This is a genomic window from Maribacter taeanensis, from assembly GCF_047345145.1.
Taxonomy (GTDB): domain Bacteria; phylum Bacteroidota; class Bacteroidia; order Flavobacteriales; family Flavobacteriaceae; genus Maribacter_C.
In genome coordinates, this window is record NZ_JBLFER010000003.1 from 172,794 (window position 1) to 191,436 (window position 18,643).

Here is an 18,643-nt window from a genome sequence, read left to right on the forward strand (position 1 = left end):
AAAACCTAAATTTCTTATATTTATAATCCTATGGAAGAAATAATCAATTATTTTGAAACGATCCCCTCATTGCATAGATCTATCATTTTAGTGGGAGGAATTACTTTTTTTTGGCTGCTCGAAGGTATTTTACCTCTAGTAAGTTTTAAATACAAAAAATGGAAGCACGCATTACCTAATTTCATTTTAACCGGAACTACTATTCTAGTGAACTTGCCACTCGCTTTTGTTTTATTGAAAACGGCAGATTGGACTGCAGCTAATAATTTCGGAATTATAAATTGGTTGCCAGAAATGCCCTTATGGGCTTATGTAATAATTGGATTATTATTATTGGACTTTATTGGAGCTTATCTCGCTCATTTTACCGAGCATAAGGTAAAACCTCTTTGGATGATACATTTAGTTCACCATACAGATCACAATGTAGATACCACTACAGCCAATCGTCATCATCCTCTAGAAAGTATGATTCGCTACACGTTTACACTTGTTGGGGTCTTTTTGGTAGGCGCGCCTATGGGGGTTGTGATGTTATATCAATCTTTATCCTTAGTGCTTTCTCAATTCAATCACGCGAATATTAAATTACCGAGAAAGCTCGATAAAGCGCTAAGTTATGTGATTGTATCACCAGACATGCATAAGGTACATCATCACTATAAATTGCCGTATACTGATTCTAACTACGGTAATATTTTTTCCATTTGGGATCGATTATGTGGTACCTATCTGGAGTATGATCGTGACGATATTGTTTATGGAGTTGACACCTTTTTTAATGAAGAAGAGAATAGCAAAATAGGTGTTTTATTGAAACAACCATTTCATAAGTATCGCAAACCAACAGGTTATGAAGAGGCTGCTAATTAATTATAGATAAGATACTTTTCACGAACCTTTTTAAATTTTTCTAAATCTTTTTGCCAAGAAGCTTTTATTTCTTTTTCTGTCATGTCTGCCTCAATTTGTTGTTGTAATTTTTCGGTGCCTGCGTGTTTCGTAAATCCACTGGTGTTAAAGAATTTTGATTTATCAATAGAATTTTGATATCCATCAATAAGCCATTGCAAAGAAACTTGATTCATTTTCGGAATTTTCCCTAAGTCTTTCCCGTAACATAATTTCCCATTTTCCTTTGGACTTTTTGATCCGAAATTTGGTTTTGGGGTATAGGAAAAATTGTATTGCGTACTATCTAAAAAAGAAGCTCCATAACGTTGAAATTGAAATTCTGTTCCACGGCCAGCATTCGCGTTTGTGCCTTCAAAAAGGCCAAGACTCGGGTACAGATTGATTGCCTGATCGTTTGGTAAGTTAGGTGAAGGCCGAATCGGTAGATAGTATGAGGTAGTATGCATCCAGTTTTGAAGTGGAATGACGATGAGGTTTGTTTTTAAGTCATTAGTCAGTAAGCCTTCTTCGTTGATCATCTTGGCATATTCACCAATGGTCATTCCGTAAACCAAAGGTATTTCTGTCATTCCTAAGAAACCAGTATGTTCAGCCTCCATGGTAGGCCCATCAATATAATGTGCGTTAGGGTTGGGACGATCTAGAACAATAACAGGAATGTTGCTTTCTGCGCAAGCTTCCATAACCAACTGGAGGGTAGCGATATAAGTATAAAAACGAACTCCTACATCTTGAATGTCAAAAACAATGACATCTAACCCCTGTAGCTGTTCAGAAGAGGGTTTTCTGCTTTTTCCATGAAGAGAAATTAAGGGTAGCCCGGTTTTAATATCGATCTCATCTTTTACTTTTTCTCCTGCATCCGCTCGACCTCGGAACCCATGTTCGGGAGCAAATACTTTTATAATGTTCACATCTAGAGCAAGCAGAGAGTCAACAAGATGAGTATAGTGATGACCTTTGAAAATTACACTAGTTTGATTAGCTACAATACCCACAGACTTATTTTTTAGCATCGGGAGATATTTTTCCGTTTGATTCGCACCTGTGCGAATCGGTTTTAGAACTACCGATTTTTCTTTGACTTCTGCTATATCGCTATTTATCTTTTCCGATTTTTGAGGGCTTCCACAAGTTGATAAGATTAAAAACCAAATGAAAACAGTACTTTTATATCCGGAAAAAAACGCCATAGATTGAATTTTGAATACTTTATCGCCAAGCGACTAATTCGTGGTGGTGCTGATAAAATTAGCATTTCCGCGCCAATAATAAAAATAGCGATTTCGGCGATTGCTTTAGGTATTATCATGATGCTGATAGCCATTGCTACAGGTGACGGTTTAAAAGTTAAGATTCGCGAAAAAGTCACTGCTTTTAACGGGCATATCCAAATTTACAATTTCGACAATAACAATTCTGATGTTTCGGTTGTTCCTGTTTCTTTAGAACAAGATTTCTATCCAAAATTTACCGATGTTGAAGGTATATCTCATGTGCAGGCTGTTGCTAGTAAAGGTGGTGTGATTCGTACTGAAACTACTTTTGAGGGCATTATTGCCAAGGGTGTTGGTAAAGATTATAATTGGAATGTTTTAGAAGAGTACTTGGTTGAAGGTGAGTTGCCACAATATAATGGAGACTTAAATGGAGATGTACTGATGTCTCGAATAATGGCAAATCGACTACAGTTAAAAACAGGTGATACCTTCTTTTCTGTTTTTTTTAAAGATGCTGCTGACAAACTGCCTAACCAAAGAAAATTTAATATCACTGGTATTTACGATAGCGGTTTTGAAGAAATTGATGGAGTCTTGGTTTTCGTTGATATCCGACATATTCAGCGTATGAATAAGTGGGAGACTAATCAAGTCGGTAATTTTGAAGTTTTTTTAGATGATTTTGACGCTATTGATGCGAAGACCAATGAGATATACGGGAATACACTTTCTACCTTAGATACCAGAAATATAAAATATAAATACGGACCGATTTTCGAATGGATAAGTCTCTTCGATTTTAATGTGGCTCTAATAATTGGTATCATGATTATAGTTGCAGGCATTAACATGATTACGGCCTTGTTAGTCCTAATTCTAGAGCGAACACAAATGATTGGAATTTTGAAGGCGTTGGGCTCTGCAAATTGGAGTATTAGAAAAGTATTTTTGTATAACGCAACTTATCTCATTGGCATTGGGCTTCTTTGGGGAAATTTTATTGGTCTTGGAATTATCTGGTTGCAGAATACGTACAAACTCTTTAGATTTCCTAACCCGAAAGAATATCATGTTGAATTCATACCTGTGCACATTGATTTTTTTACAGTTTTGATCTTGAATATTGGTGTTTTAGTACTTTGTCTGTTGATGCTATTGCTGCCCTCTTATATCATTACAAAAATTACTCCCGTTAAAGCAATTAAGTTTGAGTAAAACTTACATCGCAAATTGAAATTCGTCCATTTCAAATCCATAACTTTGTAAGTATATGAAGTATGCAGAAAATATCCTTGAAACTATTGGCGATACCCCTTTGGTAAAACTAAATAAGCTTACCGCTGAACTGCCTTGTTTGGTGCTTGCGAAATACGAAACTTTTAACCCTGGAAATTCGGTAAAAGATCGAATGGCGGTACAAATGATTGAAGATGCTGAAGAAGCAGGTATCCTAAAACCCGGCGGAACGATTATCGAAGGTACCTCTGGCAATACAGGAATGGGTCTAGCTTTAGGTGCTGTGGTGAAAGGGTACAAGATGATCTGTGTAATCAGCGATAAGCAATCCAAAGAGAAGATTGATATTTTAAAAGCTGTGGGTAGTGAAGTATATGTTTGCCCTACAGATGTTGCTCCTGATGACCCCAGAAGTTATTATTCCACAGCAAAAAGATTAGCAAAAGAGATTCCGAATTCTTGGTATGTAAACCAGTATGATAATCCGTCAAATTGCAAAGCGCATTTTAAAAGTACGGGACCAGAAATTTGGGAGCAAACGGATGGAAGAGTTACACACTTTGTAGTTGGTGTAGGCACAGGAGGAACAATTTCTGGAGTGGGCTCTTACCTTAAAATGAATAATCCCGATGTGAAAGTTTGGGGAATTGATACCTATGGTTCGGTTTTTAAAAAATATCACGAAACGGGTATTTTTGATGAAAATGAAATATACCCTTATATCACCGAGGGAATAGGTGAGGATATACTTCCAAAAAATGTAAACTTTAGTGTTATCGATGGTTTCACGAAAGTAACTGATAAAGATGCGGCCATTTATACACAACGCTTGGCTAAAGAAGAGGGTATGTTTTTGGGCAATTCTGCCGGTGCTGCGATAAAGGGGTTACTCCAATTAAAAGATCACTTTACCAAAGATGATGTAGTTGTCGTACTCTTTCATGATCATGGAAGCAGGTATGTTGGCAAAATGTTCAATGATGAATGGATGCGCAACCGTGGCTTTTTAGATGATGAGGTTACTAAAGCGATAGATTTGATTAAGAATCATATTGATGAACCTCTAGTAACCGTTAAGACTGAAGAGTTGGTGATGCATGCCGTTGAGCGAATGAAGAATCACAATATATCGCAAATTCCAGTTGAAGATATTGATGGTTTTGTTGGTTCAGTTGATGAAGCTATTCTCTTTCGAGCAATTATAGAAGATGCCGACGTAACTTCAAAACCAGTAAAGGAGGTTATGCAAGACCCTTTTCCCATTGTAGATAGAAATACGTCAATTGATCACGTAGCGAAATTAATCAATAAAGACGTTCAAGCTGTTTTACTAGATTTAGGTGATGGTAGACATCATATTATTACTAAATATGATATTATTAGTGGGCTGCATTAAAATTCTAAAAAAAAGTAGTTATAATTAGTTTCATATCTTAGAAAAAAAATGCCTAATGTTAAAAAAAAGAATCCCACAACTAGTGTCATTCGCTAGATACTTTCTTCTGTTATTATCTTTATTAATTGTTGCCTCATGTAGTAGCGATGACAATGCACCATCTGACCAACCTAACAGTGATGAGCCTGATGCAGTTGCTGAAGTCCCCCTTCCACGTTTTTTAGTAAATACGAATGGTGGTTTAATTGTCGATGAACCGAAAATCCCTGCAGATTTTACGATTATTGAGAACGAACAAACGCTATATTCTGGAAATATGGGCATTGAAATCAGAGGATCTTCCTCACAGCAATTTCCAAAAAAGTCATACGGATTTGAAACTTGGGATGCTGAAGGAAATGATATAGATACCTCTTTATTAGAAATGCCGGAAGAAGAAGATTGGATTTTATATGCTCCCTATAGTGATAAGTCATTAATTCGAAACGTTTTGATTTATGACCTTGCAAGAGATATGGGCCTTTACGCTAGCCGAACCAAGTTTGTTGAATTAGAAATCAATGGGCAATACAATGGTCTTTATGTTTTCATGGAAAAGCTCAAACGTGATAGTGGGCGTATAGATATCAATAAGTTAAAGGAGGATGAAAATGAAGGTGAAGATCTTACCGGAGGATATATCATTAAAATTGATAAGAGTGATAGAGACGGATATACGGATCAAAATTCGTTTAATTCTAGATATGGTTCATCTATTGACGAAACGGGAAGCCCTATTCGTTTTTTATACGATTACCCGAAATACGATGATATTACCGAAGCACAAAAGACGTATATCTCTAGCTACATTACAGATTTTGAAGACGCTTTAGCCTCTGAAACTTTTACCGACCCCGATACGGGTTACGCATCATTTGTTGATGTCGATAGCTTTGTAGATTTTTTCATATTGAATGAACTTTCTAACAATGTAGATGCCTTTCGCATTAGTACCTGGATGCATAAAGATAAAAACGAAAAGCTTAAAATGGGCCCCATTTGGGATTTCAATCTTGCTTTCGGAAATGCAGATTATTGTAGTGGTGGTGAAGCCAATGTATGGGCATACAAATATAATGAAAGGTGCCCCGATGATTTTTGGGCGGTTCCTTTTTGGTGGGATCGCTTGTTAGAAGACCCAGCTTTTGTAGCACGTTTGAAAGAACGGTGGAATGCCTTACGAGGAAGCACACTTTCAGATGCCACTATTTTGGCCAAAGTAGACGATTATGTCAAAACCTTAAATGATGGAGCTGCCATAAGTTCAAATTTTACCAAATGGCCAGTTTTGGGTACCTATGTTTGGCCCAATAAATTTGTGGGTAGTACCTATAATGAAGAAACGGCTTATCTTATTCAATGGATTAAAGATAGAACCCTCTGGTTAGACAATTCAATTGGAGCACTTTAATTTTGTTTGATGATTTTAAAATTTGGCTCTCAAATATTAAGAGTTGATGCCGGCGAACTTGTCGGTTATCAAGTAAATGATCATGAGTACATTCACCAAAAAGGGAATCCTGGGTGGCGAAATTCAGATACAGAGATGTTTCCGATTATTGGTCCAACCGATGAAGTAGATTTTCAAGTGGAGACACCTAAGGGTATAGCTGTTCAAGATCAGCACGGTTTACTGAGAGAAATGGATTACGAATTAGTTTCTCAATCCGAAACTGAAGCTGTATTTCGAAAAAGTTATAAGGCAAGAACTCCAATAGCCAATTCAAAGTATCCTGAGAAGTCAAACAAACAGTTTTTGTATTGGACCTATGACTTTGAGTTTGAAAAAAAGTTCAAACTCAAAGAAGACGGACTCGAAATTTCCTTTACCGTTTCTGGGCAAAGAGATACACCTTTTATGCTGGGCTATCATCCGGCATTTAATTTAGTTACCAAAAATCCAATTATTATAGCGGAAGAACATAGTATTTCACTTTCTCAGATTATGGCCGTTGGTAGTAGAGCTTTTAAGGTGATTGGCTATGAAGAAGTGATATTAAAGGATAAAAACGAACTTCGGATTCGTACCGAAGGTTTTGGTAATTTTATGTTGTGGACGGAGGTCCCGAATATGATATGTATCGAACCGATAACTTTTTATCCCTACGAAGTAGAGCAAAAAAGCCTGCATGAGGGATTTCAGTATCTGCATGATACTGCGAAAACCTTTAAAGTTTATATCTCTTTAAACGACTAGAAGATTTCCACCTTTACTGAAATTATCCCGCCTGTCGGCGGACAGGTTCAGTACAAATGCGGAATTGAAATTAAAATTAATAGTAGTGAGACCTAAATTACAAGAACAGTACGGTTTTCTTTTTGAGAAGGCGCTTTTAGCTGAAATTGATGTTGCTGGTATTTATAAAAATATTCCTCAGGGTCAAACCTTAATGGATATTGGTGAACCCATTACCCATATGCCCCTCTTACTCGAAGGTGCTATTAAAATTTTAAGAGAAGATGATGAGGGCGATGAATTACTTCTTTATTTTTTGGAAAAGGGGGATACCTGCGCGATGACTTTCTCCTGTGGGATGGGAAAAACCAAAAGTGAAATACGGGCGGTCACCGAAAGCGATACAGAATTATTGATGATTCCCGCTCAAAAGATGGAAGTCTGGATGGCCAAATATCCCTCATGGCAGCAATTTATAGTAGATAGCTATCATACGCGCATGATGGAACTTTTGGAGACCGTTGATACCTTAGCTTTTCTTCGGATGGATGAACGTGTTTTAAAACACCTACAAGACAAGGCAAAAGTGACGCACGATGATACTATTCATACGACACATCAAGAAATCGCTTATGATTTGCATACCTCTCGAGTTGTTATCTCTCGATTGCTTAAAAAATTAGAGAAAGAAGGTAAAATAGAAATGCATCGCAATCATATTAAAGTTTTAAAACTTTAAACCCAAAACCTTTCTTTGTAATTTTATCTACTTAAACTCAATTGACAAATAATGAAAGTTCTTTTTAGCAGTATCCTAATTTTAGTGAGCCTCACTTGTAATGCACAGGAAATGACAAACGATTCTTTGCCCTATGCAAGTATACCCGAAGCTTTTGAAAACTATACTTCAGGTACAGTTGTGGCACGAATGATTGACGGACTCGGCTTCCGTTACTATTGGGCTACGCATGGAATTACCGAAGACAATTTGAAATACGAACCTGGTAATGAAGGGCGTACGATTGACCAAACACTGGATCATATTTATGGACTTTCTGCAGTAATTTTAAATGCGGCAAAGAAAATGCCCAATGACAGAACCACGCAACCTGTAAAGTTAGAAGGACTTGAACGAAGACAGAAAACACTTGAAAATTTAAAAGAGGCGAGTACACTTTTTGCGTCGTCTACGGATTTGAATGAGCATCATATCATCTTTGAAACTAAAAATGGTACGGCGCAGTACCCCTTTTGGAATGGCATTAACGGGCCTATTGAAGATGCCATATGGCATGCGGGTCAAATTGTTGTAATGCGGCGTTCGGCGGGTAACCCTATAAACCCCAGAGTGAATGTTTTCTTAGGGAAATTGAATGAGTAAGTTTAAGATTCACTCTTGTCTTCAAAACCCAAACGTAACCCCAGTTACACCAATTTCCACATTTAAGCGTAAATTTGACCAATGCAAAAATTCTTTCCATTTCTGCAATGGCTAGCCAATTACCAAAAAACCAATTTTAGTAAAGATTTGGTAGCGGGTCTTACCGTGGGAATTGTCTTGATTCCCCAAGGGATGGCCTATGCTATGATTGCCGGTTTGCCTCCCGTTTACGGACTCTATGCATCTATTTTTCCTCTATTGGTATACATGTTTCTGGGTACTTCAAAAAATGTTGGTATTGGCCCAGTTGCGATGGATTCACTTTTGGTAGCCGCAGGGTTAGGTGCTTTGGCAATTACAGGATTGGAGAACTATATAGCCATGGCCATTTTCTTAGCTTTCATGGTTGGAGCAATTCAGCTGTTTTTGGGGATTAGTAGAATGGGTTTCTTGGTCAATTTTTTGTCCAAACCGGTAATTAGCGGTTTTACCTCTGCAGCAGCTTTGATAATAATTTTTAGCCAATTAAAACATCTTATTGGTGCTGATATTGAACGTAGCAGTAAGTTTCACCAGTTGATTATAAATGCCTTTGAAAGAATATCTGATACCAATCTTGCGGATTTTGCTATTGGCCTGATCGGAATTCTTATTATTGTCGGTGTAAAGAAATGGAGTAAAAAGATTCCGTCTATTCTGATCGTAGTTGTATTAGGAATTCTGGCGGTCTACTTCTTAGACCTAGAACGCTTCGGGGTTAAAATAGTTGGTGCTATTCCTACAGGGTTACCTAGTTTTCAAGTGCCAAATATTAGTTTGGAAAACGCGATTAGTATTTGGCCTATAGCCTTGACTTTAGCCTTAGTAGGTTATTTAGAGGCTATATCAATAGGGAAAGCTTTAGAAGAAAAGGAGGGCAAAGAGACCATTGATGCGAATCAAGAACTCGTGGCTTTAGGTACTTCAAATATCGTTGGATCTTTCTTTCAATCATATGGGGCTACTGCAAGTTTTTCGCGTTCGGCGATCAATTTAGAATCGGGAGTAAAAACGAATTTAGCAGCAGTTTTTGCGGTGATATTGGTAGTGCTTACACTATTATTTTTAACACCCTTGTTTTATTATTTGCCGAATGCAATTTTGGCAAGCATCATTATGGTTTCTGTATTTAGTTTGATCGACTTTAGTTATGCTCAGAACTTATGGAATAACCGAAAAGATGAGTTTTTTGTTTTAATGCTAACATTTTTAGTTACTTTGTTTGTGGGTATTCCGCAGGGTATTCTTCTCGGGGTTTTATTCGCCTTGTTACTTATGGTATATCGAACTTCGAATCCTCATTTTGCGGTTCTTAGTAATATTTCAGGCTCGGAGTATTATAAAAATATAAAGCGTTTTGGCGATGAGATAGTCGACCGAGATGATTTGTTGATTGTTCGGTTCGATGCTCAATTGTATTTTGGCAATGCAGGATTTTTCAAGAGAGAATTGTTTAAAGAAATTGATAAAAAAGGAAGTTCTTTAAGGGGAGTTATTCTAAATGCAGAGGCGATTAATTACATCGACAGTTCCGCCGCTCAAATGCTGATCAAAGTAATCAAAGAATTACATTATCGAAATTTACACTTTTCAGTAGCGGGTGCCATTGGTCCAACGCGTGATATTATTTTTAGTAGTGGAATTATCAAAGAGCTACAAAAGGAACATCTGTTTGTGAAAACTAAGGATGCAGTGGCACATTTTGACAAACCAGGTTGTCTTTCTGATTTACAAGGCAAGGTTGCCTATCAAAATCGAACAAATGGTAACTAAGGTTACTTAGTGTGAATACAATAAGTATTAATTTTGTAGTAGTAAAGATGGAGTTATGAATATAGAACAAATATATACCGGATGCCTTGCCCAAGGAGCTTACTATATCGAAAGTGATGGTGAAATTGCTATAATAGACCCCTTACGAGAGGTGCAACCTTATTTAGACCGTGCTGAACGTGACAATGCAAAAATCAAATACATATTTGAAACACATTTTCATGCTGATTTCGTTAGCGGGCATGTTACGCTTTCAAAACAAAGTGGAGCACCAATAGTCTTCGGGCCAAATGCGAATCCATCATTCGAAACTATCATTGCGAAAGATGAGCAAGAATTTAAAATAGGGAAATTGACTATCATAGTTTTGCATACGCCTGGGCATACCATGGAAAGTACTACCTATCTTCTAAGAGATGAAAATGGAAAAGATCATGCTATTTTCTCTGGAGATACATTGTTCCTAGGAGATGTGGGAAGACCTGATCTTGCACAGAAAGCGGCAGATATGACACAAGAAGATTTAGCGGGTATTTTATTTGATAGCCTTCGTACTAAAATTATGCCTTTAGCAGACGATATTATTGTTTATCCCGCTCATGGCGCTGGTTCGGCTTGTGGAAAGAATATGATGAAAGAAACTGTAGACACTCTTGGTAATCAAAAGAAGATGAATTATGCACTAAGGGCAGATATGACCAAACAAGAGTTTGTCAAAGAAGTAACTGACGGGCTTTTACCTCCGCCGAAATATTTTCCACTTAATGTGAAGATGAATAAAGAAGGTTACGAAGATATTGCCGATGTACTCCATAGGGGTAGTACAGCACTCTCTCCAACTGAGTTTGAAATAGCAGCCAATGAATCAGGGGCTTTAGTCCTAGATGTGCGTCATCAACACGATTTTGTGAAGGGGCATATTCCTCGTTCTATTTTTATTGGTTTAAATGGAGATTTTGCTCCTTGGGTTGGGGCTCTTATAGCGGATGTCAAGCAACCAATTTTATTGGTAACACCCGAAGGAAAAGAAGAAGAAACGATTACACGTTTGTCAAGAGTAGGCTTTGATGGAACTATTGGATATCTAAAAGGAGGTTTTGAAGCATGGACTATTGCAGGAAAAGAATCTGATGGCATTACTTCATTATCTGCTGAAGAAGTGACTCCCAAGATTAATGCTAAAGAAATTCCAGTGTTTGACGTTCGAAAAGAAGGTGAGTATCAGTCAGAATATGTTATCGATGCAAATCATACACCTTTAAGTATGCTAAATGATCATTTGGCGAAGTTTCCAAAAGACAAAACCTTTTATCTGCATTGCGCAGGAGGGTATCGATCGGTTATTGCAGCGTCTATTCTTAAAAGTAGAGGCTATCATAATTTGATTGATATTGCTGGCGGATTTGGTGCATTGAAAAAGGCTGGTGCTGAAGTTACTGATTGGGTTTGTCCATCTACATTGTAATAAAATACAGTAATGTGGGTGAATTACTGTACTATACTGAACTACAAATATTAAAATAAATACCTTTTTAATTATGCATAATACGGTTAAATGGGATTTTTTATGCCAAAAATGCAAACGTTAAAGAAAACTTAAATTTTAATAGTTTTTCATTTCGCAAAAGCCTATATTTAATAAGAATTACTTTACGCTCAATGATTAAAAATTTTATTAAGCGCATAGGACCAATGAATTGTCTGATGCTTCTGATAGTCCTTTCGATTATCGTTTTTTCAGAATATATGTTTCTAAGCGGAAAAAAGTTAGATGCAATTTTTGTTGCATTTTGGGCCCCCACCATACTAGGTTTCATGAACTACCTAAAGTATAAGAAGTAATGGATTTAATTTTGTACTATTCCATTTTTGTTGGTGCCATTTTTATGATTTGGTTGGTTTTTGTAATCCGAATGTATCGAAAGCTCAATGACTGATTGAGCTAGAGTATGGGAGCTGTCAATAAGAATTTTTCTTTCTCCGGATTTTTTAAAAGATATGATTGCAAAATGCGCTGTGCTTCAAGCGTATTTTTTTTGCGGATTAAGAAAGTCTCCAAATCGTCATAGGAGTGTATAGTTTCTTCTTTTTGCACAAAACCGTAACCTGCATATCTTCCATTTTCGATCCATATAAATGCTTGTTCCTCTAGGGTTCTTCCTTTTTCCTGAATAACAAAATTTTGATGAGTGCCTTTTAAAGATTGAATGGCCTTTAAAACTCGTTCATTGTAACTAAGAGCTTTTTCTTTCCCACGGCAAATACCTCCGCAGTTTGTAATGCTATAATGAGAACAATGTTCTACCCCTTCTTGTAAATGGCAGTATTTAGGACATAGTTCAAAGGTTTTACAAATTTCCTGAAGTGCTGCGCGACAATCGGTAGTACTATAATAAATCATCAAAGGATTAGGAGCAGCTTTTAGTTTGTTATGTGCTAGATGCATAATGCCCTTTCGATCTTCATAAGAGAAAATAGCATACTGCTGAATGGTGCGCTTTTGTGCCCGGTTAAAAGGTGGATAATGGTGCTTGATCGCATCAGATTCCATGAGTAAGGCAACTAATTCACTTCCAGAAAGCTCAAAATCAATATTGGCCGTTTCTTGGCACATCTCAATCTCCTTGGTAGATTTATCATAAAAATGACCTAGTACCCTTTTTTTAATATTGATAGCCTTACCTACATAGATAATCGCTCCCTTAGCATTCTTGAAAAAATAGATACCAGGGACTTCAGGAAGCTTTTCATAAACTTCTCGAGATAATGCAGGAGGGAGTGTGGCTTCTTGCGAGCGGGCATTTAAAAAGGTTTTGAAGACTGCTTCTGCTCCCTCTGCGCGCAATAGTTTTTCAAACAATAGGGTAGTAGCATGTGCATCACCACGAGCACGATGCCTGTCCGTTAATGGAATACCTAATGCCGAACAAAGTTTTCCTAAACTATAGGAGTTGTAACCCGGAATCAACTTTCGCGATAACCGAACCGTACAAAGTTTTTTACGAACAAATTCTCGGCCAATATTCTTGAATTCATTTTTGATAACATTGTAATCAAAGTTAACGCTATGCGCAACGAAGATGGTATCTTTTGTAATCTCTAGAATTTCATCTGCTATTTGATCAATTGTGGGGGCATCACGCACCATTTGATTATCGATACCAGTCAAACCTGTAATGAAATAAGGTATCTCACATTCAGGATTTACCAAAGAAGTGTACTCCTCAACAATTTCGTACCCATCATATTTGAAAATAGCTATTTCGGTAATCTTATTGCCCTTAATACCGTTCCCAGTAGTTTCTATGTCAATTATGGTGTACAATCTTATCGTTTGTTGATCTGAAAGCATAAAGATACTTTCTTTTTCCACACTCAAAAAAATCGCGAGAAACGAAAATGAACTTGAAGAATAATCTCAAAATCAAATCTAAAACATAATGTATCTTTAAGGCTTAGAGCGAATAATATGAAAAAAATCATTTTGGGTTTTATACTATGTGTATTGTTCTTTGCCTCTTGTCAGCCAGAGGAAATCGAAGAAGTTCCGCCAAACATTATCTTGTTTTTGGTAGATGATATGGGTTGGCAAGATACCTCAGTTCCTTTTTGGACGGAACGAACGCCTTACAATGATTTGTACCATACGCCAAATATGGAGCGATTAGCGAAAGACGGTATGAAATTTACCCAAGCTTATGCGACTCCAGTTTGCTCTCCAACACGAGTTAGTTTGATGACTGGTATGAATGCCGCCCGCCACAGAGTCACCAATTGGACGCTCAGAAAGGATTCTATTCAACCTATGGAGAAAAATCATGAATCTTTAATCTTTCCGGAATGGAATGTCAATGGGATGAGTCCGGTTGGAGGAGATTCAAAAGCGATACAAGCAATGCCTCTGCCTCAGGCTTTGCATGATGTTGGATACTTTACTATTCATTCAGGTAAGGCCCATTTAGGAGCTATAGGAACTCCAGGAGAGAATCCCTTGAAATTAGGTTTTGATATTAATATCGCAGGACATGCCGCTGGAGCACCAGGAAGCTATCTGGGTACAGAAAACTTTGGAAATGGCAAAAAAGAGAAAGCAATTTGGGCCGTACCAGGATTAGAAAAGTACCATGGAAAAGATGTTTATCTTACAGAAGCAATTACTCAAGAGGCTCTAATTGCCATGGATTCAGCGGTTACAGGGCAGCAGCCTTTCTTTTTGTATATGTCGTACTATGCAATTCACACACCCATAATGGAAGACAAGCGCTACTTTCAAAAGTACTTGGAAAAGGGAATGGATTCCACCGAGGCCAAATATGCATCTATGATTGAAGGTATGGACAAAAGCCTTGGAGATATCATGAATTATGTGGAGAAGAAAAATATTGAAGACAATACGATCATTTTGTTCATGTCAGATAATGGCGGATTAAGTGCGCATGCCAGAGCAGGGGAGCCACATACTCATAATGCACCTTTGTCAAGTGGAAAAGGTTCAATGCGCGAAGGAGGAATTCGTGAACCCATGTTGGTAAAATGGCCAGAAATAACCAAACCAGAATCTACTTCTGCACATCAAGTAATTATCGAAGACTTTTACCCCAGCATTCTAGAAATGGCCGGAATCGATAGTTTAGAAACCATACAAAAAGTGGATGGACAGAGTTTTGTTTCTGTTTTGAAGGGGGAAACCTATGATGGTGTTCGGCCCTTGTTTTGGCACTATCCAAATGAGTGGGGTGCATCCGGCCCGGGAATTGGGGCGGCAAGTACAGTACGAAAAGGCGACTGGAAACTCATTTATTACCATGTCGATAGAGGTATGGAATTGTTCAATCTAAAAGATGATATTGGAGAAACGAAGAATTTGGTTGAAGCAAATCCAGAAAAATTAAAAGATTTAGCGACAACTTTAACGAACCATTTGAAGACAACAAAGGCACAAATGCCTATTGATAAAGAAAGTGGGAAAGTAGTGCCATTTCCTATTGATGTACTCGAACCTAAAATTCCAATCGAAAAACAAAATTAGGCGTGGTCCGCAACGAAAAACGGTCGATTTGACCAAGTTCTACGGTTGTATCATTGTTTTCATCGGTAACATTAAAAAGGCCAAAATTCTTGCTTAATTGATTTCTTCTTCCATAGACATTGAGTAACGAGAATCCGAACTTACCGACTGGCGAATTGGGCTTTTTAGAAAGTTGAAATTTGTACAGGGCTGAAAAGTCTGCTCTATGATAAGCAGGTAAAGTTTCCGCATTTATTTCCTCATATTCAATAAAGGTTTCATCTTCGTTATCAACAAAACCACTAGCTTGAGAGAAGGGAATTCCTGATCTATATTTCCATCCCAAAGAAAACTGAAACCCCTTCCATTTGTAAGCATGCGACCAAGTTAAGGAATGGGTAATATCATTGTTTCCTCTAAATGAATTTCCTTGGTTAAGGTCATCGAACAAAAAGTTGGTAGTAGAGTAGGTATAACCTATCCAAGTCGAATAGTTGTTGAATTTCTTTTTTAATAGAAAGTCGATTCCTGTACTGGTACTTGTGCCCTCTGAAAGGTTATCTTCAGCTGATTCAAATCCTCGGGTAATAGAGGTCAAACCGTCAATGCTTTTATAGTAACCATCAATATCAAGGTTCCACCCATTATTTGAATAGAGTAATCCAGCAGAAAATTGGCCGCTTTTCAAAATCGGGATGTCTGCTTCAGAGCTTAAAGCCCATACCTGATTTTCTAATCCGAAATCCTGTGTAGTAAATTCAATGATTTGGCTGATAGCCTGATTCTTAATTTCCCCAGAAGCCTTCAGTCGAAAATTATCACTTAAAATACGCTCAGCATAAATTCGTGGTTCAAGAAAAACTGCATTTTGTCCTGAATAATAGCTCCCCCTTAAACCCAGGTCAATGTACCATTGCTTTGGTTTATTAAAGTTTAGTTGGCTGTACAAGGCATGTGTGGGACTTGTCTGGTCATCATTTTGTATGAAATCGTCATACTGCAAAAGATAAGCTACCTGATTGGAAAAGAACTGGTAACCGTTTGAAAGGGTAAGATGCTCGTTAAGTTTCCAATCCGTAAGTAATGATGCTCCTAGTTCTTTTATGCTATTGGTTTTTGCAGTAACAACACTTTCCGTAGAAAAAATGTTGTCCCCTAGGTAGTTAAAATCATAATCTGAATAGTAGAATTGTGCTTTTGATGAAAATCTATCATTCCAATTCCGATTCCAGGTTAGGTTCGTTCCGAAATTTTTAATATCGAGCTTATCGCTAGAACTAATGTCAAACTGTGTGTCTTGAAAGGTATAATCCAATTTGTTTTTTGTTATCAGATTGGATATCACAAGTCGGTCTTTCTCAGAAAGGTTTGCAATCAGTTTTAACGTAACATCATGAAAATTGAACAACTCATCACTTTCAGAAAATTCAGGGTCAAAGAAGTTCTGATTTTCGGTAATGCTGCTGTTTTGGAACACTTGCTCTGATAAATTATTGAATACTGGAGTTTGTATGATATCCGTTATAGACCGTCTTCCAGAAACTAAAACACCCACTTTTTCAGATAGAGGAATTTTAAGATATGCATCGGCATGGGTCATGTTCAAACCAAATCCACCCTCTGTTTTGGAGGGAATGGTATTGTCTGTTTTAATATCGATAACTCCGGAAACCCGATCGCCGTATTCAGCTTTTGTACCACTTCGAGAGACTTTAACATCGCTTGTGATATAAGGGTTGAAAGCGGATATCATTCCGAAGAAATGGTCTGAATTGTACATTTTGATGCCATCCCAAAGGATAAGGTTTTGGTCGGGAGATCCACCTCGTATGTAAAGTCCGGAGGCGGTTTCAGTAGGACTTTCAATACCTGGAAGCAATTGAATGTTCTGTAAAATATCTGGTTCAGATAATCCTGATAAAATATCCAAGTTCTTCGGGTTTATCTTGATGGAACCATCTTGTGTTTTGAGAATTCCCGAGGCAAGGTATTCTTGAACAACTACCTCGTTTAGTAGATAGCTTGAAGCTGATAAGACATATGTTTCACAATGTTCTTCCTTAAACCTGCTTGCTGGTATGGACAGTGTTTTGTAGCCTAAAAAGGAAATCAATAAGGTATCCGACAGACTTATATTTTTCAGAGAGAAGTAGCCGTTTGTATCTGAAATGCTTCCCTTAGTTTGTGCAGAATTAGAAATAGTCGCTCCATCAATGGAAGTGTTGTCCAATCCATCCTTTAGGTAACCACAAATGGTCAACTCTTTTTTGACCTTTAGGATGTAGTAGCGTTCATCAATCTTATCAAAAACTACATTTAATTCCTGTTCAAGTCGTTTTAAAATTTCGGAGAGGGAAGCCTTTTCTAGCTGAAGGTTGACTTGTTTTTGTTCTACGAAAGTTGAATTATAAGAGAACTTTACAGCGTAAATAGCTTCAAGCTCAATCAAGACCTCACTCAAAGGGGTATTCGTGAATTGTATATCTTTTTGCGAGAACGCACTGATAGAAAACAAAAGAAAAAGTAGAATATAGATTCTCCTCATTTACTCTATAACGAGATCAATAGTGTTCTCATTGTCAAAAGTAAATTTAATTTCTAAAGGCTCAAAAACGGTTCGAAGTGCTTTTTGCAAATCAGAATGCGTAAAACTACCACTAAAACGAACATTTTTATCAATCTTATCGGTGTTAATAGTAACATCGAATTGCTTTTCCAAGGCCCGAATAACCTGTGATAATGGAGCATTTTTAAAACTGCTTTCCTCTTGAGCCCATGCAGGGGCATCTGCCATGAATTCCCAATTTTCAAAGGAATTGTCAACAAGGCGTACCGCTTTTCCTTTGGTAAGTACTTCGGATAAATTTCCTTTTGTAACTCGAACTTTCCCTTCAAAACATTTGGCTTCGAAAATGCCATCATCAGAAGTGACTGTAAATTGTGTTCCCAAAACTGTAACCGAACCATTGTCGGTTTGAACAGTAAATGTGGAACCTTTTTTGACCTTGAAGAATGCTTCTCCATCTAGCTGAAGGGTTCGCTTGTTTTCCCAATCTTTCTTTTTATGTTCTAATTCGGAATCTGCGTTCAAAAGGACTTCCGATTCGTCTGGAAGCACAATTGCCAATTGCTCACCAAAACCAGTTTCATAGCTCGTAGTTTGATTAAAAAAGAAAGTATACCCAATAAGAATAACAACCGAAGCAGCTACTGCATAGGCCCATTTGGGAATGAATTGAACTACCTTCTTCTCCGTGGCCATTTTTTGCTGTACCCTTTCAAAATTCTTCTCCTTATCATAAGCAGGAACTTCAAGCAAATCTGTTCCTTCCAAAATAGCAGCGTAGTATTTATAGTCTTCCGTTTGACGAAAAGTTTCCTTTTGTTCTTCGGAAAGGTCTCCACTTGACCATTTTGCTAAAAAATCATCTTTATTGTAAAATTTCTCCATCCCGTATTG

The 18,643-nt window shown here is 37.4% G+C and carries 14 protein-coding genes; 10 read left to right on the forward strand and 4 right to left on the reverse strand.

Going from position 1 to position 18,643, the window contains the following annotated elements; translation table 11 throughout:
- Window positions 1-30 precede the first annotated feature (30 nt).
- Window positions 31-873 carry a sterol desaturase family protein gene (locus ACKWCD_RS12405; protein ID WP_413984277.1) on the forward strand — a complete coding sequence of 281 codons (843 nt, stop codon included), beginning with the start codon at window positions 31-33 and terminating at the stop codon, window positions 871-873.
- Here the strand turns inward: ACKWCD_RS12405 and ACKWCD_RS12410 are convergent.
- A complete protein-coding gene (locus ACKWCD_RS12410; protein WP_413984278.1) occupies window positions 870-2,108 on the reverse strand; it encodes an exo-beta-N-acetylmuramidase NamZ family protein in 1,239 nt (412 codons plus the stop codon). The two genes, ACKWCD_RS12405 and ACKWCD_RS12410, sit on opposite strands and share 4 nt — an antisense overlap.
- 3 nt (window positions 2,109-2,111) lie before the next feature.
- Here ACKWCD_RS12410 and ACKWCD_RS12415 point away from each other — a divergent pair, with 3 nt between their 5' ends.
- The 8 genes from ACKWCD_RS12415 to ACKWCD_RS12450 all read left to right on the forward strand — a co-directional run bounded on the left by ACKWCD_RS12415 (window position 2,112) and on the right by ACKWCD_RS12450 (window position 11,640).
- Window positions 2,112-3,350, forward strand: a complete 1,239-nt coding sequence (locus tag ACKWCD_RS12415; protein ID WP_413984279.1) for an ABC transporter permease — start codon at window positions 2,112-2,114, stop codon at window positions 3,348-3,350.
- Window positions 3,351-3,405: 55 nt separating this feature from the next.
- Window positions 3,406-4,767 carry a pyridoxal-phosphate dependent enzyme gene (locus tag ACKWCD_RS12420; protein WP_413984280.1) on the forward strand — a complete coding sequence of 454 codons (1,362 nt, stop codon included), beginning with the start codon at window positions 3,406-3,408 and terminating at the stop codon, window positions 4,765-4,767.
- Between the two features lie 55 nt (window positions 4,768-4,822).
- Window positions 4,823-6,217: a CotH kinase family protein gene (locus ACKWCD_RS12425; RefSeq protein WP_413984281.1), complete on the forward strand. Its 1,395-nt coding sequence runs from the start codon at window positions 4,823-4,825 to the stop codon at window positions 6,215-6,217.
- 9 nt (window positions 6,218-6,226) lie between these two features.
- Window positions 6,227-7,003, forward strand: a complete 777-nt coding sequence (locus ACKWCD_RS12430) for an aldose epimerase family protein (RefSeq protein ID WP_413984282.1) — start codon at window positions 6,227-6,229, stop codon at window positions 7,001-7,003.
- Window positions 7,004-7,088: 85 nt separating this feature from the next.
- A complete protein-coding gene (locus ACKWCD_RS12435) occupies window positions 7,089-7,721 on the forward strand; it encodes a Crp/Fnr family transcriptional regulator (protein WP_413984283.1) in 633 nt (210 codons plus the stop codon).
- A gap of 51 nt (window positions 7,722-7,772) precedes the next feature.
- A complete protein-coding gene (locus ACKWCD_RS12440) occupies window positions 7,773-8,363 on the forward strand; it encodes a DinB family protein (protein WP_413984284.1) in 591 nt (196 codons plus the stop codon).
- 81 nt (window positions 8,364-8,444) lie between these two features.
- Complete coding sequence (locus ACKWCD_RS12445; protein ID WP_413984285.1) at window positions 8,445-10,175, forward strand: SulP family inorganic anion transporter; 1,731 nt, start codon at window positions 8,445-8,447, stop codon at window positions 10,173-10,175.
- Between the two features lie 55 nt (window positions 10,176-10,230).
- Window positions 10,231-11,640 (forward strand): MBL fold metallo-hydrolase, encoded by a 1,410-nt coding sequence (locus tag ACKWCD_RS12450; RefSeq protein ID WP_413984286.1) that lies wholly within the window; start codon window positions 10,231-10,233, stop codon window positions 11,638-11,640.
- A 477-nt stretch (window positions 11,641-12,117) separates the two neighbouring features.
- Here the strand turns inward: ACKWCD_RS12450 and ACKWCD_RS12455 are convergent, their stop codons facing one another.
- Window positions 12,118-13,527: an exonuclease domain-containing protein gene (locus tag ACKWCD_RS12455; protein ID WP_413984287.1), complete on the reverse strand. Its 1,410-nt coding sequence runs from the start codon at window positions 13,525-13,527 to the stop codon at window positions 12,118-12,120.
- A 117-nt stretch (window positions 13,528-13,644) separates the two neighbouring features.
- Between ACKWCD_RS12455 and ACKWCD_RS12460 the strand changes: the two genes are divergently transcribed.
- Window positions 13,645-15,204 carry a sulfatase gene (locus ACKWCD_RS12460; RefSeq protein ID WP_413984288.1) on the forward strand — a complete coding sequence of 520 codons (1,560 nt, stop codon included), beginning with the start codon at window positions 13,645-13,647 and terminating at the stop codon, window positions 15,202-15,204.
- Here ACKWCD_RS12460 and ACKWCD_RS12465 read toward each other — a convergent pair.
- Both ACKWCD_RS12465 and ACKWCD_RS12470 read right to left on the reverse strand, forming a co-directional pair.
- Window positions 15,176-17,728, reverse strand: a complete 2,553-nt coding sequence (locus ACKWCD_RS12465; protein WP_413984289.1) for a TonB-dependent receptor domain-containing protein — start codon at window positions 17,726-17,728, stop codon at window positions 15,176-15,178. The genes ACKWCD_RS12460 and ACKWCD_RS12465 overlap by 29 nt on opposite strands.
- Complete coding sequence (locus tag ACKWCD_RS12470) at window positions 17,729-18,634, reverse strand: FecR family protein (RefSeq protein WP_413984290.1); 906 nt, start codon at window positions 18,632-18,634, stop codon at window positions 17,729-17,731.
- Window positions 18,635-18,643: the final 9 nt, after the last annotated feature.